19 protein-coding genes and 3 tRNA genes are annotated in these 25,657 nt (G+C 41.2%); 20 read left to right on the top strand and 2 right to left on the bottom strand.

All coding sequences use genetic code 11. The features are described 5' to 3' along the window. Positions 1 to 4: 4 nt before the first annotated feature. The 8 genes from ACOI22_RS05405 to metH all read left to right on the top strand — a co-directional run bounded on the left by ACOI22_RS05405 (position 5) and on the right by metH (position 9,804). Positions 5 to 2,167 carry a chemotaxis protein CheA gene (locus tag ACOI22_RS05405; protein WP_420670976.1) on the top strand — a complete coding sequence of 721 codons (2,163 nt, stop codon included), beginning with the start codon at positions 5 to 7 and terminating at the stop codon, positions 2,165 to 2,167. Between the two features lie 105 nt (positions 2,168 to 2,272). Beyond that, the gene (locus tag ACOI22_RS05400; protein WP_420670974.1) at positions 2,273 to 3,049 is read left to right on the top strand and encodes a ParA family protein; all 777 of its coding nucleotides are present in this window, start codon (positions 2,273 to 2,275) and stop codon (positions 3,047 to 3,049) included. Continuing rightward, positions 3,027 to 3,851, top strand: a complete 825-nt coding sequence (locus ACOI22_RS05395) for a chemotaxis protein CheW (RefSeq protein ID WP_420670972.1) — start codon at positions 3,027 to 3,029, stop codon at positions 3,849 to 3,851. The genes ACOI22_RS05400 and ACOI22_RS05395 overlap by 23 nt, the downstream gene beginning before the upstream one ends. Positions 3,852 to 3,914: 63 nt before the next feature. Beyond that, entirely contained in the window at positions 3,915 to 4,406 is a 492-nt protein-coding gene (locus tag ACOI22_RS05390; protein ID WP_420670970.1) for a chemotaxis protein CheW, read from the top strand. A gap of 135 nt (positions 4,407 to 4,541) precedes the next feature. Then, positions 4,542 to 5,009, top strand: a complete 468-nt coding sequence (locus tag ACOI22_RS05385; protein ID WP_420670968.1) for a DUF2802 domain-containing protein — start codon at positions 4,542 to 4,544, stop codon at positions 5,007 to 5,009. A gap of 105 nt (positions 5,010 to 5,114) precedes the next feature. After that, positions 5,115 to 6,038: a homoserine O-succinyltransferase gene (locus tag ACOI22_RS05380; protein WP_420670966.1), complete on the top strand. Its 924-nt coding sequence runs from the start codon at positions 5,115 to 5,117 to the stop codon at positions 6,036 to 6,038. 73 nt (positions 6,039 to 6,111) lie between these two features. After that, the gene (locus ACOI22_RS05375; RefSeq protein WP_420672319.1) at positions 6,112 to 7,146 is read left to right on the top strand and encodes a homocysteine S-methyltransferase family protein; all 1,035 of its coding nucleotides are present in this window, start codon (positions 6,112 to 6,114) and stop codon (positions 7,144 to 7,146) included. A 30-nt stretch (positions 7,147 to 7,176) separates the two neighbouring features. Next, on the top strand, positions 7,177 to 9,804 hold the full coding sequence (metH, locus tag ACOI22_RS05370; RefSeq protein WP_420670964.1) for a methionine synthase: 2,628 nt from the start codon (positions 7,177 to 7,179) through the stop codon (positions 9,802 to 9,804). A gap of 77 nt (positions 9,805 to 9,881) precedes the next feature. Here the strand turns inward: metH and ACOI22_RS05365 are convergent, their stop codons facing one another. Then, entirely contained in the window at positions 9,882 to 11,957 is a 2,076-nt protein-coding gene (locus tag ACOI22_RS05365; RefSeq protein ID WP_420670961.1) for a M13 family metallopeptidase, read from the bottom strand. Positions 11,958 to 12,144: 187 nt separating this feature from the next. Beyond that, on the bottom strand, positions 12,145 to 13,329 hold the full coding sequence (locus ACOI22_RS05360) for a GNAT family N-acetyltransferase (RefSeq protein WP_420670959.1): 1,185 nt from the start codon (positions 13,327 to 13,329) through the stop codon (positions 12,145 to 12,147). A gap of 46 nt (positions 13,330 to 13,375) precedes the next feature. Here ACOI22_RS05360 and ACOI22_RS05355 point away from each other — a divergent pair, with 46 nt between their 5' ends. The 12 genes from ACOI22_RS05355 (at position 13,376) to ACOI22_RS05300 (ending at position 25,643) form a co-directional block, all read left to right on the top strand. Continuing rightward, positions 13,376 to 13,819, top strand: a complete 444-nt coding sequence (locus tag ACOI22_RS05355) for a regulatory protein RecX (RefSeq protein ID WP_420670956.1) — start codon at positions 13,376 to 13,378, stop codon at positions 13,817 to 13,819. Positions 13,820 to 14,022: 203 nt separating this feature from the next. After that, positions 14,023 to 16,623 (top strand): alanine--tRNA ligase, encoded by a 2,601-nt coding sequence (gene alaS / locus ACOI22_RS05350; RefSeq protein WP_420670955.1) that lies wholly within the window; start codon positions 14,023 to 14,025, stop codon positions 16,621 to 16,623. Positions 16,624 to 16,840: 217 nt separating this feature from the next. After that, positions 16,841 to 17,032 (top strand): carbon storage regulator CsrA, encoded by a 192-nt coding sequence (gene csrA / locus ACOI22_RS05345; RefSeq protein WP_420670953.1) that lies wholly within the window; start codon positions 16,841 to 16,843, stop codon positions 17,030 to 17,032. A gap of 274 nt (positions 17,033 to 17,306) precedes the next feature. Then, positions 17,307 to 17,397, top strand: a tRNA-Ser gene (locus ACOI22_RS05340). Positions 17,398 to 17,465: 68 nt separating this feature from the next. Continuing rightward, a tRNA-Arg gene (locus ACOI22_RS05335) sits at positions 17,466 to 17,542 on the top strand. A 43-nt stretch (positions 17,543 to 17,585) separates the two neighbouring features. Next, positions 17,586 to 17,662 (top strand) — tRNA-Arg (locus ACOI22_RS05330). A 267-nt stretch (positions 17,663 to 17,929) separates the two neighbouring features. Further along, entirely contained in the window at positions 17,930 to 18,193 is a 264-nt protein-coding gene (locus ACOI22_RS05325; protein ID WP_420670951.1) for an OadG family protein, read from the top strand. Between the two features lie 14 nt (positions 18,194 to 18,207). Next, positions 18,208 to 20,010 carry a sodium-extruding oxaloacetate decarboxylase subunit alpha gene (oadA, locus tag ACOI22_RS05320; protein WP_420670949.1) on the top strand — a complete coding sequence of 601 codons (1,803 nt, stop codon included), beginning with the start codon at positions 18,208 to 18,210 and terminating at the stop codon, positions 20,008 to 20,010. A gap of 2 nt (positions 20,011 to 20,012) precedes the next feature. Continuing rightward, positions 20,013 to 21,143, top strand: coding sequence for a sodium ion-translocating decarboxylase subunit beta (locus ACOI22_RS05315; protein ID WP_420670947.1), 1,131 nt, complete (start codon positions 20,013 to 20,015; stop codon positions 21,141 to 21,143). Between the two features lie 93 nt (positions 21,144 to 21,236). Continuing rightward, positions 21,237 to 24,140: a hypothetical protein gene (locus ACOI22_RS05310; protein ID WP_420670945.1), complete on the top strand. Its 2,904-nt coding sequence runs from the start codon at positions 21,237 to 21,239 to the stop codon at positions 24,138 to 24,140. Positions 24,141 to 24,212: 72 nt separating this feature from the next. After that, positions 24,213 to 25,181 (top strand): SPOR domain-containing protein, encoded by a 969-nt coding sequence (locus ACOI22_RS05305; RefSeq protein WP_420670943.1) that lies wholly within the window; start codon positions 24,213 to 24,215, stop codon positions 25,179 to 25,181. Between the two features lie 87 nt (positions 25,182 to 25,268). Further along, on the top strand, positions 25,269 to 25,643 hold the full coding sequence (locus ACOI22_RS05300; RefSeq protein WP_420670941.1) for a hypothetical protein: 375 nt from the start codon (positions 25,269 to 25,271) through the stop codon (positions 25,641 to 25,643). Positions 25,644 to 25,657 lie beyond the last annotated feature (14 nt).

Raw genomic sequence — 25,657 nt, 5'->3', positions numbered from 1 at the left:
ACGAATGTCGTTTGAAGTTGACGAGGATATATTACAAGACTTTTTAGTGGAAGCTGGAGAGATTCTTGAACAACTCCAAGAACAACTTGTTGATCTTGAGAACAATCCTGAAAACAGTGATTTGTTAAATGCAATTTTCCGTGGCTACCATACCGTAAAGGGTGGAGCTGGATTTTTGTCATTAACAGAACTTGTAGACATCTGCCATGGTGCTGAAAATGTGTTTGACATGATGCGCCAAGGGAATCGCTCTTTAACACCTGAGTTGATGGATGTGATTCTACAAGCCACCGACGAAGTAGTAGAGATGTTCGAAAAAGTGAAAGCCAGAGAGCCTTTGCAGGCTGCTCCGCCGCAACTTATCGATTTACTACACAAATTAAGCAAACCTGAATCACCCGATGAAAATATTTTTGGTGAAGCGTCTGCTAGCGAAGAAGCGCCTGCGCCAGTTGAACCTGAAGTAAGCGAACCAGAAGTAGCCTCTGCAACAAATAGTGATAAATCTGGCGGTGACTCAATAGATGAGATTACAGAAGATGAATTTGAAGCGCTATTAGATGAACTTCATGGTAGCGGTTCTCCTTCAGATGCACCGGCTAAAGCTACGCCTGCAGCGAGTGATTCTGACGATATAAGTGATGACGAATTTGAAGCATTACTTGATGATATTCACGGGCAAGGTTCGTTTAAAACCGATAAAGCCGAAGAAAAAGCACCTGCTCCCGCTGCATCAACTAATGATGATGAAATTAGTGATGATGAATTTGAAGCCTTACTAGATAACTTACATGGTAAAGGCCAAGCGCCCAAAGTAGCCGATACGCCAACAGAGAATAAGCCTGAATCAACGCCTAGCGCGCCCAAACAATCTGCGCCTGCGTCAACTACGCCGGCAAAAGATAGCAAAGCCGATGCGAAAGCTGCGCCGGCTAAAGCGCCTGCTAAGCCTGTTGCTAAAGCAGCCGCACCCGCTAAAAAGCCTGAGAATAAGCCCGCGCCTCCGCAACAAGAGACGACCGTTCGGGTAGACACTAAGCGCTTAGACCAAATTATGAATATGGTGGGTGAGCTAGTACTTGTAAGAAACCGCTTGCTAAGCTTAGGCATTAATATTGCCGATGAAAGCATGACCAAAGCGATTGCTAACTTAGACGTAGTAACCGGCGACTTGCAAGGCGCAGTGATGAAAACGCGCATGCAACCAATTAAGAAAGTATTTGGCCGCTTCCCACGTGTTGTTCGAGATTTAGCGCGTACCCTCAAAAAAGAAATTTCACTAGTACTTGAGGGTGAAGAAACAGATTTAGATAAAAATTTAGTAGAGGCCTTGGCCGATCCCCTAGTTCACTTGGTAAGAAACTCGGTGGATCATGGTGTAGAAATGCCTGATGAACGTGAGCAAGCGGGCAAGGCTCGTATGGGCACAGTCAGGCTTGCAGCTTCACAAGAGGGTGACCATATTCTTTTAACCATTGCTGATGATGGTAAAGGGATGGACGCTGAAAAACTCAAAGAAATTGCTATTAGCCGCGGTGTATTAGATGCAGACTCAGCCGCCCGTATGTCAGACGTTGAAGCGTTTAACTTAATTTTTGCGCCAGGTTTCTCAACCAAAACCGAGATTAGTGATATTTCCGGTCGTGGTGTGGGCATGGACGTAGTAAAAACTAAGATAAACCAGCTAAACGGAACCGTTAATATAAACTCACAGTTGGGTGTAGGTACAACTTTAGAAATTAAAGTACCGCTTACATTAGCTATTTTACCTACATTAATGATAGTAGTAGGTGAGCAAACATTTGCACTACCCTTAGGCTCTGTAAATGAAATAATCAACATGGATGTGAGCAAAACGAATACGGTTGATAGCCAATTAACTATGATTGTGCGTTCAAAGGCGATTCCACTATTTTATTTAAATGATTGGTTGAATCCTCATAAGCCAAAATCTGACCGTGCTCAAGGGCATGTGGTTGTGGTGCAAATAGGAACGCAGCAAGTTGGATTTGTTGTAGATTCATTAATAGGCCAAGAAGAAGTGGTTATTAAGCCTCTTGATACCTTGTTGCAAGGTACACCAGGCATGGCCGGGGCAACAATCACGTCTGACGGCGGCATAGCACTTATTTTAGATATACCTAGCTTACTAAAACGCTACGCATAGTAGCGTTGTAAGCCTTTCAGCTACCTACTTTGACAACTTGCAAGCCTGTAAATTCAGCGTAATGGCAGTTTAGGTAAGTATTCACAAGCACAGAGAACTCATTAAATGAAGGTGTGGACAGTCGTTAATCAGAAAGGCGGAGTTGGCAAAACAACTTCAGCCATTTCTATTGCAGGTTGTTTAAGTGCAATGGGATTTAAAACGCTGTTAGTTGACCTAGACCCTCACGCCTCTCTTACCCATTATCTTGGTGTTGATTCTGAATGCCAAGCATTGAATTTATATGATGTATTTATGGCAAGTAACTCTGATAAGGCATTTACTACTGTGCTGGCACAAGCCACTTTGCAATCAAGCATAAAAAATGTGGATTTGTTACCAGCCCACATGGCATTGGCAACCTTAGATAAAACGCTTGGGGAGCAAGAGGGTAAAGGCTTGATTATGCAAAAAGTCGCGCAAAAATTTGCGAGTAAATACGATGTAATGATAATGGACTGCCCACCTGTTTTAGGTGTGCTAATGGTAAATGCATTAGTGGCGGCTCATAAAATCATTTTGCCTACACAAACAGAGCATTTAGCGCTACAAGGTTTAGACAAAATGATTCACACCCTTGAGCTTATGAAAAACAGTTTAACAGCCAAAGCATCTTATTTAGTGGTTCCAACCTTATTTGATAAACGCGTGAAAGCCTGCATTGGAGCGTTTAGCCAAATGCGGGAAAAATACAAAGGTAATATTTGGAAAGGGTACGTGCCTGTAGATACGAAATTCAGAGACGCCAGTGCAGCAGGTTTACCTATTAATCAAATTGCGCCAAATACTAGAGGCTCATTTGCGTACGAAAAGCTCGTCAATGAGTTACTCAAAAATGCATAAGCCCGATTCTTCAAATTCACCCTCAAATCTTGCTGTACAAGATTATTTCACTGATTTGACACAGTCAAAAGCAGACTTTAAATATACGCATGTCGAGCTCGCAGAGAGCGATTATGCTCATAAACTCAGTGAAGCTGAGCTTTTACTAAAAAAGGCGCAAAGTTTATCGCTGCTGTTGGATGCTCCGTCTGTTCACAGCAATATTCAGGTTAAGTCAGCTGAAATAACTGAAAAGCAGGAAATTCCTGAATATAAGCACAAACTTGATGAATCAGCATCAATCAGTCATCAAGAAATCGCGCAAGTTGCCGAAATAGAAGATATAAGTGGAATTAGAAATAGTCAGATTTCACTTAAAGAACACTTAGATGAGCGCTTTCAAGTGTTGTTATGCGAAGTCGCGGGGCTTGTTTTAGCCTTACCTTTAGTTGAATTAGGCGGTATACATACGCTGACTAAAGTGTCGCCTATAGTAGGGAAGCCACCGTGGTTTATGGGCTTGCTAATAAAAGGTGATAACACGTATCAGTGCATTGATACGGCGCGCTGCATAATACCCGAGCGTTACACTAAAGAGCTGCAGGCCTCATTAGATTATAAGTTTGCAATTCAATTAGGAAAAAGCCCGTATGTACTTTGTTGTGAGCAAATTAGTATGACTATGACCTTAGACAAAAGTGATATTAAATGGCGTGGCGAAAGCGCCAAACGGGCTTGGTCAGCAGGTGTATTGAAAGATAAAATGTGTGCACTGGTAGATGGTGCAAGAATGGTACAAGTTGTGCTTGGAAGAATGCATTAATAGGCAGGCAAGTACAGTATAAAACTCGACGATTAACCAATCGATGTAGCGGAGCAAAAGCGAATGTCACAAGAAAGAACCACAGCGACCACCTCAGATCCAAATGATCAGGTACTTCAGTGGGTAACCTACAGACTTGACGAAGAAACTTACGGCATCAATGTAATGCAGGTTCAAGAAGTCTTGCGCTATACAGAAATAGCCCCTGTACCTGGAGCGCCGAATTACGTAATGGGTATTATCAATTTGCGTGGTAACGTGGTTACGGTTATTGATACGCGAGCGCGTTTTGGATTACCGTCTTCTGAAATTACGGATAACTCACGTATTGTGATTATTGAATCAGATGAGCACGTTGTAGGCATTCTAGTTGATAGCGTTGCCGAGGTGGTATATTTGAAATCATCTGAAATTGATAGCGCTCCAAACGTAGGCACAGAAGAAAGCGCCAAATTTATTCAAGGTGTGAGTAATCGCGGCGAAGAACTACTCATATTGGTTGACCTTAATAAATTGTTATCAGACGAAGAGTGGGATGACCTAGCCGGCATGTAAGCCCACCAAACTCTAAATTGTTCGTAAACAGCCGGCTGTAGAAATACAACCGGCTGTTTTGGCATGTTTACTGCTTGTTGTTGAATTAAATCAATTTTATTTCAATTGCCATGGCATAAGCATCCAACTTTTTATATGAATTTATATTTAAGCCCCGAAAAATTAACGCTACTTAGCCTTGTTATGTTAGTTGTAATTGTTTTACTTTGTGTTGTTTTTTATCAATACGCTAAAACAGTGAACACACGCCTAGGACAGTCAATTAAACTCATAAATGACTTGTATCAATTGTTGAAAAAGCAAGAAGAACAACTCAAAGCATTTGCCCAAAACAATAGTGCTAATACGGAGCAACTTTCGTCAAGCATTCAAGACGAAGTGTCAGAAATTCGTCACCAACTTGCGCTAAATAGTCAGGAATTACGGCAGCTTGAAAACCAAACTCAACAATTACAACACCAAGATCCAGGTATTCGCATGTACACTAAAGCCAATGAATTGGTAGCGGCAGGGGCTAGCTTAGAAGATATTATGGAAGCCTGTGAACTTCCGCGCGCTGAAGCTGAAGTGTTAATTGGTTTACACAGAAGCAAACAGTCGTAAAAACAAATTTTTTCCATAAACGTTTAGACGTCTAGACGTAAAGATGTTGACTTTTTTCGTTTACTTGCCACAATAGCCTATCTTTTTAATTGATAGGTGATTGTCATGCCCATTACATTACCCGCTGAACTTCCTGCTCTTGAAGATTTGTTAAATGAAAACATCTTCGTGATGGATAACGAACGCGCTATCAGTCAAAATATTCGTCCAATGCAAGTAGGCATTCTTAATTTAATGCCCAATAAAATTGAAACAGAAACGCAGATCTTAAGGTTGTTATCAAACACCCCGCTGCAAATTAACGTTGACTTGATTCGCATAGATGAAACGGCACCTAAAAATACGCCGGCTTCACATATGAAGGCTTTTTATCATTTATTCAGTGAAGTTAAAGATAAAAAATATGATGGCCTGATTGTAACAGGCGCGCCCTTAGGTAACTTAGAATACAAAGACGTAAAATATTGGTCGCATATGCAAGAGCTTATGGACTGGGCTAAACGAAATGTGCAATCAACCTTTTATTTATGCTGGGCTGCGCACGCTGCAATGTATCACTTTTTCAATGTCGATAAACAACTTCGCGATTCAAAATTGTCAGGGGTATTTAACCATTCTGTTTTAGATGAAAAAAATGAATTGATGCGAGGGTTTGACCCTGAATTTTGGGCCCCACATTCGCGCGTTGCACAAATACGCACGCAAGATTATGCTAATGTTAATCAACTGGATATTCTTGCGCAGTCTGATGATGCTGGTGTTTATATTGCGGCAACTACTGACAAGCGCATGGTGTTCGTTACGGGGCATCCTGAGTATGACCCAACTACGCTTGATCAAGAATACAAGCGAGACAAAGAAGCAGGGCTTGAGCCGTCAATTCCAGAAAACTACTACCAAGATAACAAGCCTGATAAAAAAGTGCTCATGCGCTGGAAATCTCATGGAAATTTGTTATTTACCAATTGGTTAAATTACTATGTGTATCAAACTACGCCATTTGATTTAAATGAATTAATAGGCGACTAACATAATGTTAAGGGCAAGCGTGAGTAAGCAAGATATTCATTCCTCTACAACAAATAGAGCATACGTAGCTGATATAATTAGCGAACAGGCCAAATCGCGTATTTTAATACTTGATGGCGCAATGGGCACTGAAATTCAAGAATATAAGCTTGAAGAAGCCGATTACCGAGGTGAGCAATATGCTAATTGGCATTGTGATGTAAAAGGTAATAACGATTTACTGGCGATTACTCAAGCAAAGCTTATTAAAGATATACACTTGGCTTACCTTCATGCCGGTGCAGACATTATTGAGACAAACACCTTTAATGCCAATGCTATTTCTATGTCTGATTACGACATGCAAGACGAAGTCGTTAAAATTAACTTAGCGGCCGCCAAATTAGCACGCGAAGCTTGCGATGAAGTGAGTTTATTAACGCCCGACAAACCAAGGTTTGTTGCGGGGGTATTAGGCCCAACTAGCCGAACAGCTTCAATTTCTCCAGACGTAAATGATCCAGCTAAACGCAACGTTACCTTTAAGGACTTAGTGCTAAACTATAAAGAAGCTTGCCATGCGTTAATTCAAGGCCAAGTCGATTTAATTATGCTTGAAACCATATTCGATACGCTCAATGCTAAAGCCGCGGCCTATGCAGTAGATGAAGTATTTGAAGAAGTGGGTTATAGCCTGCCGGTCATGATATCAGGGACAATTACGGATGCATCAGGGCGAACCTTGTCGGGGCAAACAACGGAAGCATTCTACAATTCATTGCGCCATGTAAAACCCATTTCTTTTGGCTTAAATTGCGCATTAGGGCCTGATTTACTGCGCCAATACGTAGCTGAATTAGCCAGAATAAGTGAGTGTTTAGTATCAGCCCATCCTAATGCAGGTTTGCCGAATGAATTTGGTGAGTATGACTTAGAGCCAGATGAAATGGCAGCGCATATCGAAGAATGGGCAAAAAGTGGTTTACTAAATATTGTTGGCGGCTGCTGCGGTAGCCGGCCTGCGCATATTAAAGCTATTGCTGAAGCCCTAAGCAATACCGCGCCAAGAGAATTACACAATATTGACATTAAAATGCGTTTATCAGGCCTAGAGCCATTTACGCACTAATCGTTATCAACGAATGAAAAGGGATTAAATGTGAGCGCAAGCTTTTCAACGTTTATCAATGTAGGCGAGCGAACTAACGTCACCGGTTCTGCTGCGTTTAAACGCCTAATACTGGGTGAAGATTATGAAGCCGCACTTGATGTGGCGCGCCAGCAAGTAGAAAACGGGGCGCAAATAATTGACATCAACATGGATGAAGCCATGTTGGATTCAGAAGCTGCCATGGTGCGTTTCTTAAATTTAATAGCTTCTGAGCCTGATATTTCGCGCGTTCCCATTATGATTGATTCATCAAAGTGGAGCGTAATTGAAGCAGGTTTGCAATGCGTTCAAGGCAAGGCCATTGTTAACTCAATTAGTTTAAAAGAGGGTGAAGCGCCTTTTAAAGCGCAAGCTAAAAAGATTAAGCGCTATGGTGCCGCCACGGTAGTAATGGCTTTTGATGAAAAGGGCCAAGCTGATACATGCGAACGTAAATTTGAAATTTGTAAACGCAGCTACAACATTTTAGTGAACGAAGTAGGTTTTGCGCCAGAAGACATTATTTTTGATCCAAACATTTTCGCCGTAGCGACCGGTATTGAGGAGCATGACAATTACGCGGTAGATTTTATTGAAGCAACACGCCGTATTCGCACTGAATTGCCGCATTGTCATGTATCGGGTGGCTTATCAAATATATCTTTTTCGTTTAGGGGTAATAACCCAGTGCGCGAGGCAATGCACTCGGTATTTTTGTACCATGCTATTCGCGCGGGTATGGATATGGGAATTGTAAACGCAGGTCAGCTTGAGGTTTACGATCAAATTCCAGAAGAACTGCGCGAAGCCGTTGAAGACGTTATTCTTAATAAACGAAGTGATGGTACTGATCGCTTGCTTGCCCTAGCTCCAAAGTATCAAGGTGACGGCAAGGTTGCCGCCAAAGAAGATTTAACATGGCGAGAGTTACCCACTGTTAAGCGTTTAGAGCACGCCTTAGTGAAAGGAATTACCGAATTCATTGAAGAAGATACCGAAGCTGCGCGCCTAGAGGCCACTATTCCATTAGAAGTGATTGAAGGGCCATTAATGGATGGTATGAATATAGTAGGGGACCTATTTGGTGAAGGAAAAATGTTCTTGCCCCAAGTAGTGAAATCAGCCCGTGTGATGAAAAAAGCAGTAGCTTACTTGCAACCCTATATTGAAGCTGAAAAGTCAGGTGATGCGCGTCCTAATGGTAAAATAGTGATGGCAACGGTGAAAGGCGATGTTCACGATATTGGTAAGAACATTGTGGGTGTGGTGCTCCAGTGTAATAACTTTGAAGTAATTGATTTAGGCGTAATGGTGCCGGCGGCCAAAATTCTACAAACTGCAATAGACGAAAAAGCAGATATAGTCGGGTTGTCGGGGCTTATAACACCGTCACTTGATGAAATGGTGAATGTAGCCAAAGAAATGCAGCGCTTAAATATGGACTTGCCTTTACTCATTGGCGGGGCAACTACTTCAAAAGCACACACTGCCGTAAAAATTGAGCATAACTATGAGCATCCTGTTGTATATGTTCCTAACGCGAGCCGAGCTGTGGGTGTAGTACAAAAGCTTATTTCTGCACATAGTAAGGCCGAATATGCACAAAGCATAAAAGACGAATACGTAAAAGTACGTGAGCAACATGCTAAGAAACGCCCGCGCACACAAGCAATCAGCTTTGAGCAAGCACGTGAAAATGCGTTTACCTGTGATTGGCAAGCATACGAACCATATGTACCACGTACCCTAGGCGCTAAAACAGTGACTGCCAGTATTGCTACACTACGTGAGTATATTGATTGGACACCGTTCTTTTTAACGTGGTCTTTAGCGGGCAAGTATCCTCGAATATTAAATGACGAAGTAGTAGGTGAACAAGCAAAAATCTTATTTGCAGAAGCCAATGCTTTGCTAGATGAAGTGCAACAAAATGAAAGCCTTCAAGCGATTGGCCGAGTAGGTATTTTCCCCGCCAATAGCATTAATGAAAGCATCGAAATTTATTCACCTACCAATAGCACTCATTGCATTGCAAAGGCAGAGCACTTGCGCCAGCAAACGAAAAAGCCTAGAGGCTTCAACTATGCGTTAAGTGATTTTGTTGCGCCCAAATCAAGTGGTAAGTTAGATTATACCGGCGCTTTTGCCGTAACCGCAGGAATTGGTGAAGATGAACTTGCCAAGGCATATGAAGCTAATGGTGATGATTACAATTCTATTATGATAAAAGCAATATCTGATCGCCTTGCCGAAGCATTTGCCGAATATCTACATAAGTTGGTGCGTACTGAAATTTGGGGCTATGTTGCTGATGAAAGCTTAGATAACGAAGCATTGATTGGTGAAAAATATCAAGGCATACGCCCAGCACCCGGTTATGCGGCGTGCCCAGAGCATACCGAAAAGCAAGTTATTTGGGATTTACTTGATGTTGAAGCAACAATAGGCATGAAACTTACCGAATCTTATGCGATGTGGCCGGGAGCGGCTGTGTCAGGTTGGTATTTCTCGCATCCTGATTGCCGATATTTTGCCGTCGCAAAAATTCAAAATGACCAATTGCAAGATTATGCGAAGCGCAAAGGTTGGCGTGCAGAAGAAGCTGAAAAATGGTTAATGCCTAACTTACAAGATTAAATATTTCACTTTCTTAAAAACAACTAAAACAAAAAAGCCATAGTATTAACTATGGCTTTTTTACATGTATAAGGTGCTTACCAAATACGTACGCGGTCTTCTGGCGCTAAATACAGAGCGTCACCAGGTTTAACATCAAATGCTTCATACCATGCATCATGATTACGCGGGGCTAATGTTCTGAACTTGCCAGGAGCATGAGTTCCACCGCGAAGGCGACTTAACATACTCTCTTCTGTTCTTTTAACTCGCCACACCTGTGCCCAAGCTAGGAAGAAACGTTGATCACCACTAAGACCATCAATAACAGGTGCTTCTTTACCATTAAGGCTTAGTTTATATGCATGGTAAGCCATAGATAAACCACCTACATCACCAATGTTTTCACCCACGCTATTTGCGCCGTTTACGAACTGGCCTGGCAGCGCTTCATACTGCGCATATTGGTCTATCAGCATTTTTGTTTTTGCATCAAATGCTTCGCGGTCAGCATCGGTCCACCAGTTTTGCTGAATACCTTTGGCATCTGACTTTGAACCTTGGTCATCAAAACCGTGGCCCATTTCGTGCCCAATTACGGCACCTATAGCGCCATAGTTAACCGCGGCATCAGCGTTAGGATCAAAAAACGGCGCTTGCAGTATGCCGGCAGGGAATACTATTTCGTTAAAGGTTGAATTGTAATAAGCATTAACGCGTTGAGGCGCCATAAACCAGGCCTCTCTGTCAGTTTTTTGCAATTCATCTTCAAGGCTTTTTTCGCGGAAAAATTGGCGAAGCGCTTGCATATTGCCTAGCAGGTCATTATTAGATAGCTCAAGCCCTTCAAATGATTCCCATACATCGGGATAACCTACTTTAGGCACAAAGGCCGCTAATTTAGCTTTTGCATTTTCTTTGGTTTCTTCACCCATCCAATCTAAGTTGGTAATGCGTTCATCTAGTGCTTTGCGCAGGTTTTCAACTAGCTCAACCATTTGTTCTTTTGAGCTTTCAGGGAAGTGACGTTCTACATATACTTTACCAATTGCAAAACCTAATGAACGTGAACCTGCCATTGAGTTAACTGCACGTTTCCAGCGCGGACGCTGTTCTTGTTGGCCATTTAAGGTTGTGCCGTAAAATGCAAAGTTAGCGTTGTTGATAGGGTCTGCCAATAAGCCTGCATTGCCTGAAATAAGGTGATAGCTTAAGTAGTCTTTCCACTGCGATATAGGTGTGTCATTAATTAAGCTAATCATGTCATTGATTGGCTCAGGCATAGACATATTTAGGTTCTTAGCTTCATACCCAAGTTGGTCAAAATATAGGTCCCAATCAAATCCTGCATAAGTTTCTTTTAAATCACTACGGGCAATAGGGTTAAGTGTTAAGTCGCGGTTACGACGTTTTTCGCGAGGCCACATAGCTTCGGCCATCTTAGTTTCAAGTGCAATTATGTTTTTTGCTTTTTCTGCCGCATTTTCAATATTGGCAAAACCCAGCATGGTAGTAATATTTTCTTCGTAAGCCGCCTTAATAGTATTAAAACGCTCGTTATCTTCTAAATAGTAAGCTCGGTCAGGTAAGCCTAAGCCGCCTACACCTACTGATACTTGATACGAGTCAGGGTCAAGGCGGTTAGCCCCTAAGCCTGCGCCAATTGGTGCATTTGTATTAATTAACCATGATCTACCGAACACTTTTGTTAAGTCTTCAACTGTTTGAATCGCGGCTATTTCATCAAGCGCGGCTTGAATAGGCGTAATGCCTTTTTCGTTAATAGCATCTACATCCATATAGGCATTGTAGTAGTTGGCTATCAATTGTTCTTCAAGGCTCAAATCGGTTTTGCTGGCTACGTCTTCAACAATGGCCTTAACGCGCTCTTCGCTGCGTTCAGCCAGTGCTGCAAATGCACCGTAGCTGGTTTTATCAGCTGGTATTTCATAATTTTCGTACCATGTGCCACTCGCGTATTGGAAAAAGTCATCTCCAGGCTTAACGCTGGTATCACGTGCACTTAGGTCAATGCCGAAGCTACCTAGTTCTGGCTTAGCGCTTTGCGCTTCACTTTGTGGCGGTGTTGCTTCGTTTGTGCGTGAAGTTGGTTCACTACAAGCGGTTATAGACATGGCGGTAAACACCGCAAGCGCTAGTATAGATTTTTTCATAAGTTTCCTTTTCTATCGTAATTCTTATTGTATGTGTGTAGTTATTAGAATGCTCAAAATGATCAGGTGTAAAAAGCGATTTGGTTTAAACAATCTGGCTTAAAACAATCCAAGCGAATATTTAATAATATCAGGTACAGAAGCTTCAAACTCAGTTAAATCATGTTTATACAAATCTTGTAACAATTTATTCGCTATCTTCTTGGCCTTGTTTAAACGGCAGTAATTGCGCACTTTGTGCTTTGTAATCTTCAATGTGGGGAGCTTCGCGGTTTACAAAGTCAGCAACTGCGTCATCGAAGGCCGGTTCTTGCATGCTATGGTTTGAATAACATAGGGTGGGTTCAAAGCCTCTTAATATTTTGTGTTCCCCTTGAGTGCCGGGGTTAAACATGGGGATATTTTGCTCAATACAAAACTCAATACCTTGGTAGTAACACACTTCAAAATGTAAACCCGACACTTCTTTTAATGCCCCCCAATAGCGCCCATATAGTCCATTTCCATCAAAAAAGAAAAGTGCACCCGCAATAGGTGTTTTTAGGCCTTCATCATTAGTTTGCTCGGCAATTATCAATAGTAACTTTTCGGGCATGGAACGTAAAATCTGTTTGAAGAATGCTTCACTTAAATAACCGTGGTGCCCACTTCGCTTCAAGTAGGTTTGCTGGTAGCAAAGATAAAAGAACGCCATGTCGTGTTCGCTTATATTGTGTGCAACAATGCGCTTTATAGAGGTGGCTTGTTTCACTATTCCCTTTCGCTCTTTTCTAATAGAGCGTCTGCGCCGTGCCGTCATAGCCTCTAAATAACCATCAAAATCAACAAAACCGTTGTTATACCAATTAAATTGTACCGATAAGCGTTGATGAAAGCCCTCGGTAAGAAATTGCTTAGATACACGTTCTTGGCTAAATAAAATATGCAGGGACGACAAATGATGCTCTGCTAAGTAGTCATCTTTTATATTGGCAATGTAGCTGATCAAGGGCTCTATTAAATCAGCCGATTGCAGCAGTATCCTAGGGCCGGTTACAGGTGTAAAGGGCACGCACACACTAAGCTTAGGATAATACAACAAGCCATGTTGCTGATAAGCCTGTGCCCAGCTATGGTCAAATATATATTCACCGTAAGAATGACTTTTAATATAAGCCGGCAAAAAGGCAATTAATGTTTGGTCTTTATCGCGCACTACTAAATGATTTGCTTGCCAACCGGTATCTTTGCCTACTGATTTTGACTCTTCTAATGCAAGTAAAAACGCATACGACAAAAACGGGCTAGTGGTATTTTCACTGGGCTGTAAGGTATCAAATTCGTTTTTTGATAAAAGAGAAAGGCTATCAATGCTTGTCCACTGCCAATTCATGGGTAAACTATCATCCCTAAGTAAATTTTATCTAATATCCCTAAATATGACAGAGACTGACACAAAGATCATTAATCATGCTATTACGCGCTTTTTGGCAAGGCGAGAACATAGCTACGCGGAATTGCTTGAAAAGCTCTTGAAAAAAGGCTTTGACGAAAATAAATGTGAACAGCAATTGCGTCAATTTAAAGAGAAAAACATTCAATCAAACAGCCGCTTTGTCGAGTCTTTCGTAAGAAATGCCTATATGAACGGCAAAGGCCCTCAATTTATACGTCAATCAATGTATCAGCATCAAATTAATGAACAAGATGCTAACGAATTTATTAGTAGTGAAGAATTTGATTGGTACGAATCGGCTACGCGGGTAAGAGAAAAACGCTTCGGCAGTGACATGCCAATTGACTTCACCGCAAAACAGAAGCAGATGCGTTTTTTGCAGTACAGAGGTTTCGAACAAGCACATATTAACCATGCGTTTGAGTAGTTGCTTTTTTAACACGAAAGGAACTCACCTCTAGTTTAGTCCGTTATTCTAGTGAAAAGCGCAATAAACCGCCTTGAAAAGCTTAATTTTCAGCTCTATTAATGATATTGTTCTTCGAATTGTCTTTCAAAAGATATAAATTTTCACTCTTAATTGAGGCACACGTGAAAGCAAGATGCCTCAAGCAATGCACAGGATACTGAATGACTCGCTCTACCGCTGATATAAGACGCGCTTTTCTCGATTTTTTTGCAAATAAACAACACCAAGAAGTACCGACTTCTTCACTGGTTCCGTTTGACGATCCCACCTTGTTGTTTACAAACGCAGGTATGAATCAGTTCAAAGATACATTTTTGGGTACTGAGCAGCGTAACTATACACGGGCAACGTCGTCACAACGCTGCGTTCGAGCCGGTGGTAAGCACAATGATTTAGAGAATGTAGGTTATACAGCTCGCCACCATACGTTTTTTGAAATGCTGGGTAATTTTAGCTTTGGTGATTATTTTAAGCAGCAAGCTATTGGATTTGCATGGGAGTTTTTAACGCAAGAACTAGGCTTACCAAAAGATAAACTATTAGTGACCGTTTACCATGAAGACGATGAAGCCTATAACATTTGGTTAAATGAAATAGGTATTCCGGCTGAAAAAATTATCCGAATTTCTACGTCTGATAACTTTTGGTCAATGGGTGACACTGGCCCATGTGGCCCTTGTTCTGAAATATTTTATGACCACGGTGAGCACATATGGGGTGGACCTCCTGGTTCCCCAGAAGAAGATGGCGACCGTTTCATTGAAATTTGGAATTTAGTATTTATGCAATTTAATCGCCAAGCCAATGGCGATATGCTGCCTCTACCCAAGCCATCTATTGATACCGGTATGGGGCTGGAACGAATTTCAGCGATTATGCAAAACGTGCATAGCAACTATGAAATTGATTTATTCCAAGCGCTCATTAAAGCTACCGCAAGTGTGGTAGGTACCACTGACCTTAACAACAAATCACTGCGTGTAGTGGCTGATCATATTCGTTCATGTTCATTTTTAATCACCGATGGTGTGATGCCTTCAAATGAAGGACGCGGTTATGTATTGCGTCGTATTATTCGCAGAGCGGTTCGTCACGGCTATAAGCTTGGCGCAAAAGATGTATTTTTCTATCGCCTAGTGTCAGCTTTGGTTGATGAAATGGGTGAGGCTTACCCTGAACTTAAACAGCAGCAAGCCATGGTAGAGAAAGTGCTCAAAAAAGAAGAAGAGCAATTTTCAAATACGCTAGAGCGCGGTATGGGAATGTTAAACCAAGCTTTAAATGACTTAGACGGTAAAGAAGTACCTGGCGAGCTTGTTTTTAAGCTATATGATACCTACGGTTTCCCTGCCGATTTAACCAATGACGTAGCGCGTGAACAAGGTTTTACTATTGATGAAGCCGGCTTTGAAAAAGCCATGAAAGCGCAAAAAGAATTGGCGCAATCCGCTAGTAAGTTCAGTGCAGATTACAGCAATATTATTCAATTAGACTTTGAAACAACTTTTACTGGTTACGACGCACTTAATGCTAATGCGGTGGTCAAAGATATACTAGTTGATCAAGCTTCAGTAGAGCAGGTTGCAGAAGGCAATGCACTTGTTGTGCTAGATGAAACCCCTTTTTATGCTGAGTCGGGCGGTCAAGCGGGTGATGCAGGCTTGTTTGAATATAGCACTGGGCATGCAAAAGTTATCGATACTCAAAAAGTGGGTAATGCGTTTGTTCACAAAGTGGCAGTTAATGGCTTATTGAAAGTGGGCGACTCTGTTGAAGTAACAGTTGATAGAGCAAGGCGCCAAGCAATTAAGTTAAATCACAGTGCAACACATTTACTACATGCGGCTCTTCGTCAACGCTTAGGTGAACATGTTACGCAAAAAGGCTCATTGGTTGATGCTGAAAAGCTGCGTTTTGATTTTTCACACTTTGAAAGTATAAGTGCAAATGAGTTAGCTGAAATTGAAAATTTGGTAAATCAGCAGATTCGCCAAAACCACGTATTAAAGACTCAGTTAATGGACCTAGAAGAAGCCAAAGCCGCAGGCGCCATGGCCTTATTTGGTGAAAAATACGATGATAATGTACGCGTTGTAACTATGGGTGAATTTAGTACTGAGCTTTGTGGCGGTACCCACGTAGATGCCACAGGCGATATTGGATTACTAAAAATTGTTTCAGAAGGTGGGATTTCATCAGGTGTAAGGCGCATAGAAGCAATAACTGGGCAAGCAGCCTTAGATTTTGTTAATCAAGAGTCTGACACCTTATTTGCGTTAGCCAATTTAGTTAAATCTGATAAAGCATCTGTATTGAAGAAAACCGAACAATTACTCGCGCAACTAAAGCAGTCTGAAAAAGAGCTTAATCAATTACAGCAACAGTTGGCGGGTCAGAAATCTAAAGACCTGGTCAAAAATTTGACTTCTGTTGAAGGTATTAATCTTTTAGTCACTGAGTTGACTGATGCTGAGCCCAAAGCTTTAAGAGGCATGATGGATGACCTAAAAGTACAAATCCAGTCAGGCGTGATTGTGCTTGGCTTGAAGGCCAATGGCAAAGTTAACTTGATAGCAGGCGTTACCAAAGATCTAACTGGCACCATTCATGCAGGAAAATTAGTCAGTCACTTGGCGCAAATGGTTGGTGGTAAAGGTGGCGGCCGTCCTGATATGGCGCAAGCTGGTGGTACCGATGCAGATGCACTTGAAAAAGCTTTAGCGACAGTGCCAAATTGGATAAGTGATAATAAAGTTAAGTAAATTGAAAGAAATTAAGGCAACTTTTGGTCTGTTTTATGGACTAAAGTCGTAAGCCCTTGTTTCTAATTGAATATAAGGCAGTGTAATTGCTAGGTTAGTATTGATTTTAAGCATTCAAAATAATAACCTTAGCTTATAAAACTAAATAAAGTAGATTGTCGTATAATTTAAGGCGCGCAAGCAAATTTAAGATATATAACATTAATAGGAGCAAGGCATGCTAATTTTGACTCGTCGTGTAGGCGAAACCCTAATGGTTGGAGACAACGTAACTGTTACAGTTTTAGGGGTTAAAGGCAATCAAGTACGAATTGGTGTGAATGCGCCTAAAGATGTATCAGTTCATCGTGAAGAAATCTATATGCGAATTCAAGCCGAAAAAGGTAATGGAAACGTAGCAGACAGCTAATAGATTAAGTTACAATACACTTAATGTTGTTAGCTTATGATTTCTGGTAACAAAGAAGTATCAATAAAAAGCTCTCAATTATGCGAGCTTTTTTTCGTTTTTGGGTATTATATATACGCAATTGATTAAAAAACTAACGATTGATATTTTAAGGCTAAAAAACCATTGACTTACTGTGCTGATTCAGTAAACTTGCGCTCCACAATTTGGAGAGCTAGCCAAGGTCTTATAAGCCTTTAGTAATTCAATAGTGTAAACGTTTTTATGAAGTTCCGGAGAGGTGGGTGAGTGGCTGAAACCAGTTCCCTGCTAAGGAACCATACCTAATACTGGTATCGAGGGTTCGAATCCCTCCCTCTCCGCCATTTCATTTGTTAGAAGTGTTTAAGTTAGAAAACTTAAGCAGGTTGTTAAAAGAGTTTAATAAGACAGCGCGTGCGTAGCTCAGCTGGATAGAGTACCTGGCTACGAACCAGGCGGTCGGAGGTTCGAATCCTTCCGCACGCGCCAACTTATTAAGCTTTTAGGATAACAAGCAATAACCGTTTTTTGCGCGTGCGTAGCTCAGCTGGATAGAGTACCTGGCTACGAACCAGGCGGTCGGAGGTTCGAATCCTTCCGCACGCGCCATCATTAAAAACCACCCAGTAGGGTGGTTTTTTTTTGCCTTTAAAATGCGCTAGCAAAAGTTAAATTTACTCAATCAGGGTTTGTAAAAGAAAGGTTAATTATGCATAAAAAACAGCTTATATGCGTTGAATGTGCATATAAACTATGATTTAGCGCATGATTATTAGCGTATTGCATTGTTTTTTTTAGCTCAGCATGCTATTTAACATACCCGCAATTTGTTACTATAAATTGTTATGTTGAAACAGGTATAAGAAGGAGGATTAAATGACCGAGCAACTATTAGAAGCAGGCGTGTTATTATCGGTAGGAATGTCGGTAGTATTTGCTTTTCTAACACTATTAATAGGTGGTATTCATAGTATAGCCTGGTTTGCGCGAACCTTCCCCGGCCCAGAAGCCGACACTAATCAACAAAAAACCAATTATAAAAATAATAATAATAAAAGTGCCACACCAACGACAGTGAGCCCAAAAATCGTTGCTGCAATTACTGGAGCAGTACATGCACATCGAAAGCATAATAAATAGGGAACCTATATAAAATGTCTAAGCAATTAAAAATCACTGAATTGGCGTTTCGTGACGCACACCAATCAATATTGGCTACTCGTTTGCGCCTTGATGACATGCTACCCATTGCAGAAAAGATGGATAAAGTTGGTTATTGGTCAATGGAATCATGGGGTGGTGCAACATTTGATGCATGCATCCGCTATTTAGGCGAAGATCCTTGGGAGCGCATTCGCGCCATTAAGCAGGCTATGCCTAACACGCCGCAGCAAATGTTACTGCGTGGCCAAAACTTATTAGGCTATCGTCACTACGCTGATGACGTAGTGATCAAGTTTGTTGAACGCGCTCATAAAAATGGTGTAGATGTTTTTCGTATTTTTGACGCTATGAACGATGTTCGAAACCTAACTACGGCTATTAAAGCAACCAAAGATGTGGGCGCACACGCTCAAGGGACCTTAGCGTATACCATTAGCCCAGTGCATACCTTGCAGTTTTGGCTTGATATGTCTAAAAAGTTAGAAGACCTAGGCGTTGACTCTATTTGTATTAAGGATATGTCGGGTTTGCTTAAACCTTATGATTGCGAAGAATTAGTCACGCAATTAAAAGCCACAGTAAAAGTACCTATTGCGATGCAATGCCATGCTACCACTGGCTTGAGTACAGCTACATACCAAAAAGCAATTGATGCAGGCATTGATATGCTTGATACCGCTATAAGCCCAATGAGTATGACTTACGGACATACTGCAACCGAAACAATAGCCGCTATTGTGGAAGGCACTGAGCGCGATACTTTATTAAATAAAGAATTGCTTGCTGAGGGCGCGGCTTATTTTAGAGGTGTGCGAGCTAAATACGCCCAGTACGAAGGAAGCTTGAAAGGCGTAGACGCTAGAATTTTAACTGCACAAGTTCCTGGCGGCATGTTAACTAACATGGAAAGCCAATTAAAAGAGCAGGGTGCAGAAGATAAATTTGATGAAGTTTTACGAGAAATCCCTCGCGTAAGAGAAGATTTAGGGTTTATTCCACTGGTTACGCCTACTTCTCAAATAGTAGGCACGCAGTCGGTTATCAATGTATTAACTGGCGAGCGTTATAAGAGTATTTCTAAAGAAACTGCGGGTGTTTTAAAAGGCGAATACGGTGCCACCGCAGCGCCGGTTAATGCTGAGCTACAAGCTCGTGTATTAGAAGGTGCTGAGCCCATTACCTGCCGTCCTGCCGATATTATTGCGCCAGAATTGAATGACCTCGAGACGGCTTTATTAGCGGTAGCAAAAGAAAAATCACTTCGTTTAGCGGATCATGAAATAGATGACGTACTCACATACGCATTGTTTCCTCAAATTGGTTTGAAATTCATTGAAAACCGCGATAATCCTTCCGCTTTCGAACCGGCACCATCAAATGGCCCAATTGAAGTTGATGCAGCTAGCGAAACCCCATTTGCAAGTGATGCTGCAAGTTATGCGGTAAAAGTGGAAGGCCAGGTTTACCATGTAGAAGTTGCTGATGGCGGTGATATCACTAATATTGCTCAGGTGAGTTTATCAACGCCAACAAATGAAGCTTCACATTCTGCTGCCCAAACGCCAGCGCCTAGTGTGAACAGTACCGAAATTAAAGCGCCACTGTCGGGCAACATTTTCAAAGTAGTGGTGGAAGATGGCCAACCCATTAATGAGGGTGACGTTATTGTTATACTAGAAGCTATGAAGATGGAAACAGAAGTTCGCAGCACTGTTAGCGGTACGGTGGCTAAAATTAGTGTGAAAGAAGGTGATGCTGTGTCAAATGGCGATACCTTAATGTTGGTAGGTTAATTATGGAAAAACTATCAATGTTATGGCAAAGCACGGCTTTGCCTCATTTTGAAATAGGCCAAATTATAATGATGCTAGTGGGTATAGGCCTGCTATATCTTGCTATTGTGAAAAAATTTGAGCCTTTACTTTTATTACCCATTGGCTTTGGTGCTCTGCTTACCAATATTCCATTAGCCGGTTTTACAGAAGCCGGCGGACTGCTACATTATATTTACTATATAGGGGTTGATACCGGGGTATTTCCACTGCTCATCTTCATGGGTGTTGGCGCAATGACTGACTTTAGCGCATTAATAGCCAATCCAAGAATGCTATTGTTAGGCGCAGCTGCTCAATTTGGTATTTTTGCCACCTTGTTTGGGGCTATTTTATTAAATGGCTTACCCGGTTTTGACTTTACTTTAGCTGATGCCTCTGCCATTGCAATCATTGGCGGAGCTGATGGCCCAACGGCAATCTTTTTAGCTTCAAAGCTAGCGCCAGAGCTACTAGGTGCTATTGCAGTGGCCGCTTATTCATACATGGCTTTAGTGCCTATTATACAGCCACCTATTATGAAAGCTTTGACTACGCCCGAAGAGCGCAAGTTAGAAATGAAGCAACTACGTGTAGTGTCGCAACGTGAAAAGATTATTTTCCCCGTTGCTGTACTTATATTAACGCTTATTTTCTTGCCGTCAGCTACGCCATTAGTAGGTATGTTTTGCTTTGGTAACCTATTAAAAGAAAGTGGTGTTGTAGAGCGTTTAAGCTATACCGCACAAAACTCTTTAATTAATACGGTAACTATATTCTTAGGATTAGCCGTAGGCTCTAAATTGTCATCTGAAGCTTTTTTGACGGTTGAGACCCTCGGAATTTTGGCGCTAGGCGCAGTTGCGTTCTCTATAGGCACAGCAGCAGGCGTACTTATGGCTAAGTTAATGAATAAGCTTAGTAAAGAGACCATTAATCCATTAGTAGGCGCTGCCGGCGTGTCAGCCGTTCCTATGGCAGCCCGAGTAGTCAACAAGGTAGGCCTTGAAGCCAACCCACATAACTTCCTGCTAATGCATGCTATGGGGCCAAATGTTGCCGGTGTTTTAGGTAGCGCGGTTGCCGCAGGTATACTGCTAGCGCTTGTAGGGTAGTAACAAGCGCAATAGCTCAAAACTCTTTAGTCTTTCAATTTGGTTCGATAATTGCTTCATGCGTCTTAATGAACAAATTATCGGGCCCAATTGTTGACAGTTTCAAATCGATTCTTAGTAGTTTACATCTTATTAATTAGCCTATCTTTTCTAGCTAACGCCAGTGAAGATGAAAATGCTGGCTCGCAAATAAAGCGATATGAGAACGGTGACGAGTTACTTTTTGAAGTATTGATTGATAAATATCGCCTTGGCTACATTGTGGGCCGTGTTAACAATCAAGAAATGGTTTTAGATTTTGAAAATTATTTGGAAATCATGGAATTTCCGATACAAAAGTCTGCCGACAACAAATATAAGGGTTGGTACTTTAACCAACAGAACACTTTTGAATTCTCCCCATTAGAAGCCTCAGCTGGCGGCGTCAAAATAAAGCTAAAAGATCAAAATATTTCACTTGATCAGAATTCCTACCTTTTCGCAGATGATATCCTATACATTAATGAAAAGAAGCTGACTAAAACATTCGGTATTAGCCATACTTTCGATTATGAAAAACTGAGTATCCGGCTAAATTCTAAAGAAAAATTTCCGTTCATAGAACGCTTAGAGCGTATGAATAAGCGTTTAGGCAAGTCAAACGGGAATGATGTTAAATATGTTCGTTTAAAACGCGGTTACGGTATACTTTCTCCGCAAATTTTGGATATGCAGTTTGGTATTGCACATACCGAATCCACTGATCGTACTAGCGCCAATTACAGTATTCTAGGAACCCGCGATTTAGCCCTTATAGGAACAGAGTTTTATCTTGCAGGAAATGATGACGACCTATTAAGTAGCGCCCGAGTAAAACTTAAAAAACAGTCTTCTAAGGGGGATTTACTTGGAATATTACAGGCGACTAACTTTGAAGTTGGCGATGTAAGGCCTGTTAGAACGGGAAATTCATCTAGCAATGGAGAATCCAGGGGTTTCCGCGTTAGTAATGCGACTTCTTTAAATCAGATCAATAATCAGTTGGTCAATATACAGGGCCCTGTGCAAGTTGGCTGGGATGCTGAACTGTACAGAAATGGTTTACTGCTTGATCAACAGTTAAATATCCAAACGGGTCGTTACGAATTTTTGGATGTATCTTTAATATTCGGCTTAAACGAATTTGAAATAACTTTATATGGGCCGCAAGGGCAAGTTGAAGTGCGTCAATATAACAAGCTTATCGACAAAACCTTAATGGACGATAAACGTTTTGTTTATGATGTGTCGATTAACGAATCAAATCGTTCCGTTTTAGGAGTAAATGATTCTGAAGATAACTTTAGTAGTGATTATAATTTATCGAGTCAATTTAGATATAAGTATTCTTCCGCTACGCAAATCTCAGGCGGCTTTCAGCAAATTTTCAACAACGATACTAGTAACGCGAGTACCTATAACTTAGGTTTAACAAGTTACGTAAGTGATAATGTGTTGGCCGACCTAACATATACCGGAAATAGTGCTTCTGATTCTATATCCGCGGGTTTGCGTACTAGTTTGTTGGGGCAATCTTTGAATTTGCGCTTAAGTAATACAGAGCCAAAAGATGACTCGGAGTATTATTTTCGTTCGCTTGATTTAACAACAAGTGGGCACGTAAGAATTGGAGTATTTAACTTTCCAATTCAAAACTCGTTAAGACTTCAAGATACCGCTGGGAGTGAGCGCTTAGAAGCAAGTAACAATATTGGCTTCTCGATGAATGGTTTGTATTTGTATAACCGAATTTCATTCATACAGGACACATTTTTAACCGGAGATAAAAACACACAAACAGTGGGTTCATTGACCATGCAGAAAGGGTTTGGGACTTTATTCGCACGCTTAGGGCTTAATTATGATTTAGAAAATGATACCGCTTTTGATTCTTACAATGCCTCATTAAACTGGAATATTTCACAAAGTTGGAAAGCTCGCCTTGATTATTCAGGCACCATTGACGCCGACAACGAAAAAGTAGGATTTCAATTAGGTTGGACAAATCAAAAGGTCAATATAAACAGTAATTTTACGTGGTCTGAAGCTGCAGGATGGACTGCAGGTTTGCAAGCACGAATTGCACTTACAGGTACAGATTCGAGGTACAGAGATATATATTCAGAGAGAACAGGGCTTACAGGGCGAGGATCTGTCGCGGTAAGAGTATTTTTAGATCAAAACTATAATGCTTTGTATGATATCGGCGAGCCAGTAATAGAGGATGTAACTGTTTTGGCTCCACAAGTAATTAGAAAAATCTCCACTTCATCAACAGGTATTGCCTTAATCGCGAATATTAGTGATCAAAAACAAAGTGATATTTCTGTTGATATTGACACATTGCCAGACCAATTTTTTAAGCCACTTGTAGATGGTGTGTCTATAGAATTTCGGGAGGGCTATACCGACAACCTTGATTTCCCCATTGTTCTTACTAGTGAACTTGAAGGTCAAATAGATTTAGTATCGGAAGATTTACTTGAACCAGGCCGCAATCTACTTGTGAATTTAGTTGATTCTAAAGGGCGAATTGCAAAACAAACTTTAAGCGAGTTTGATGGTTTTTATATATTTGATGGAGTGATACCGGGAAACTACAAGGTTGAAATAGACACTAGCTCTTTAAATAAAGTGGATGCGATAAATTATCCGGTCTCAGCCATTCGTGTAGATAAACATAGCGAAATATATTTGATTGATGATTTACGAGTGCGAAAACGGATGTATCTTAAAGGCTTTGCAGTCAAACTAGGAAATTTCGTTAACCAGAAAATCCTTAATATTTATGCCTCGAGGCTTCACAAGCAACTAAACATACCAAGAGGTCAATTACAAAAACGCTTAGAAAATGACGGTTCATACTCTTTGTTAAGTGGCTTCTACCCTCAAGAGGTAAGCGCAGCTCTTGACTGCCTAGAAATAACGCAGCATGGCATTTTTTGCGAAGCGATACCTGCCCTAGTATCAGAACAATAACAATTGGTTCATTTTTTGCTTAGTCTTGATTATTAGATTTAATGGTCAAAAAATTGTTATTGGGGGCCTATTATGAAGCCGCATATAAAATATAAAAAACTCAGTGCATTGATAGCATCTTCTTGTTTGTTGTTTTCCTGTTCGATTATACCAGATATGTCAAAAGTCGAAGCATTCTTAACCAATAGCCAAGACGAGTCTTCGTTTGAAATGGAAGAGGCAGAAGGAATAACTAATGCAAAGCCTTCCCCCAGTATCGAAGAGCAAACAACATCAATTGATGAGTTAAAAGTGATCATTGCCAAGCAAAATCAGCGCTGGGAAGAAGCGCAGCCCGCTATTTCTAGGCTAATCGAATTAGAGCAAGATATATCTTTTTTAACAGAACAGTTTGGTAATTTAAATCCGGTCCCTGATTATGGCTCTCAATACAATGTACCCGGTGGGTTTACTGCCAGTACTGAACAAGATGTCCTTAGCAGTGGTAGTACCGTACGTCCTAGCTTTAATACTGTAACCACCCCAGCAGAGTTAACTAAAATTAACGAAAAAGATGATGAGCCGCCGTCTAAATTTTCTGGTAAAAACAGCACCATGCCTAGCAATGTAGCTGTGGCAGCCCCTGCAAAACCTGTCATGGGAAACAACTTGAAGCAAGCTAATCCCAGTCACTTAGTGAGTAACAGCAATGATGGGGTTGATGACGCAAAATTTACAGGCGGTAAACTTACACCTGATAGCAAGCAAGAGCAGTGCGACACGTCAAATTATACGATTGGTAACGGTTTTGCTATTCATTTAGCGTCTTTCAAAAGTAGAGCAAGTGTTACGAAAAGCTGGGACGATTTTAAAGGAAAAGCTGCTGATATAACCTGTAATAAGCTTGCCTTGAACGAAACAGTGAGCGTGAAAGGACAAACTTTCTATAGTTTGCGTTTCGGCCCATATTCTTCCAAACAAGAAGCCTTGAAAACTTGCTCAGCAATTAAAACGTTTCAGAGCTATTGTGGTGTTACTAACTTCAAGGGTGAAACCTTTTAGATGGTAAAATTATGTTTGATAGCTAGTCTACTGCTGTTTATGCCATTAGCTAGCTTCGCACAGCTAATAGAGGAGCGGCCTATTAATATGGGAACTCTAGTAGTGGTTGATAATTCTTCGGTGCAATCGTTAACGGTAGATTTGTTTGGTAACGTTATTTCCAGCACGGGCTTAAGGATTATCGAGCGAGGTGAGCCAGGCAGTTATGTAGCATCCGGGCTCATACCCAATGTGACCTACAATATAAGTGTAAGTGTGCAAAATAGCACAATGAACCCAGGTGTTGCCTCTCAAGAGTATTTTACCTTCGATATTCCCAGTTATGACGAACAAGTATTAAGTGACAATAATGGTGATGCTACCATTCGTGTAGGCGGGCGAATCCAAACCTCAGGTAGCGGTGGGCAAGGATTTACTGACGCAAGCTATGTGTCAACAGTCCGCGTAACAATTAGTTTTTAAAAGAGGAAAGCAGA

Source organism: Glaciecola sp. 2405UD65-10 (assembly GCF_048820975.1).
Lineage (GTDB): Bacteria > Pseudomonadota > Gammaproteobacteria > Enterobacterales > Alteromonadaceae > Glaciecola.
The sequence above is the reverse complement of the archived record's forward strand: the minus strand, read 5'-3'. Positions and strand labels throughout refer to the sequence as shown.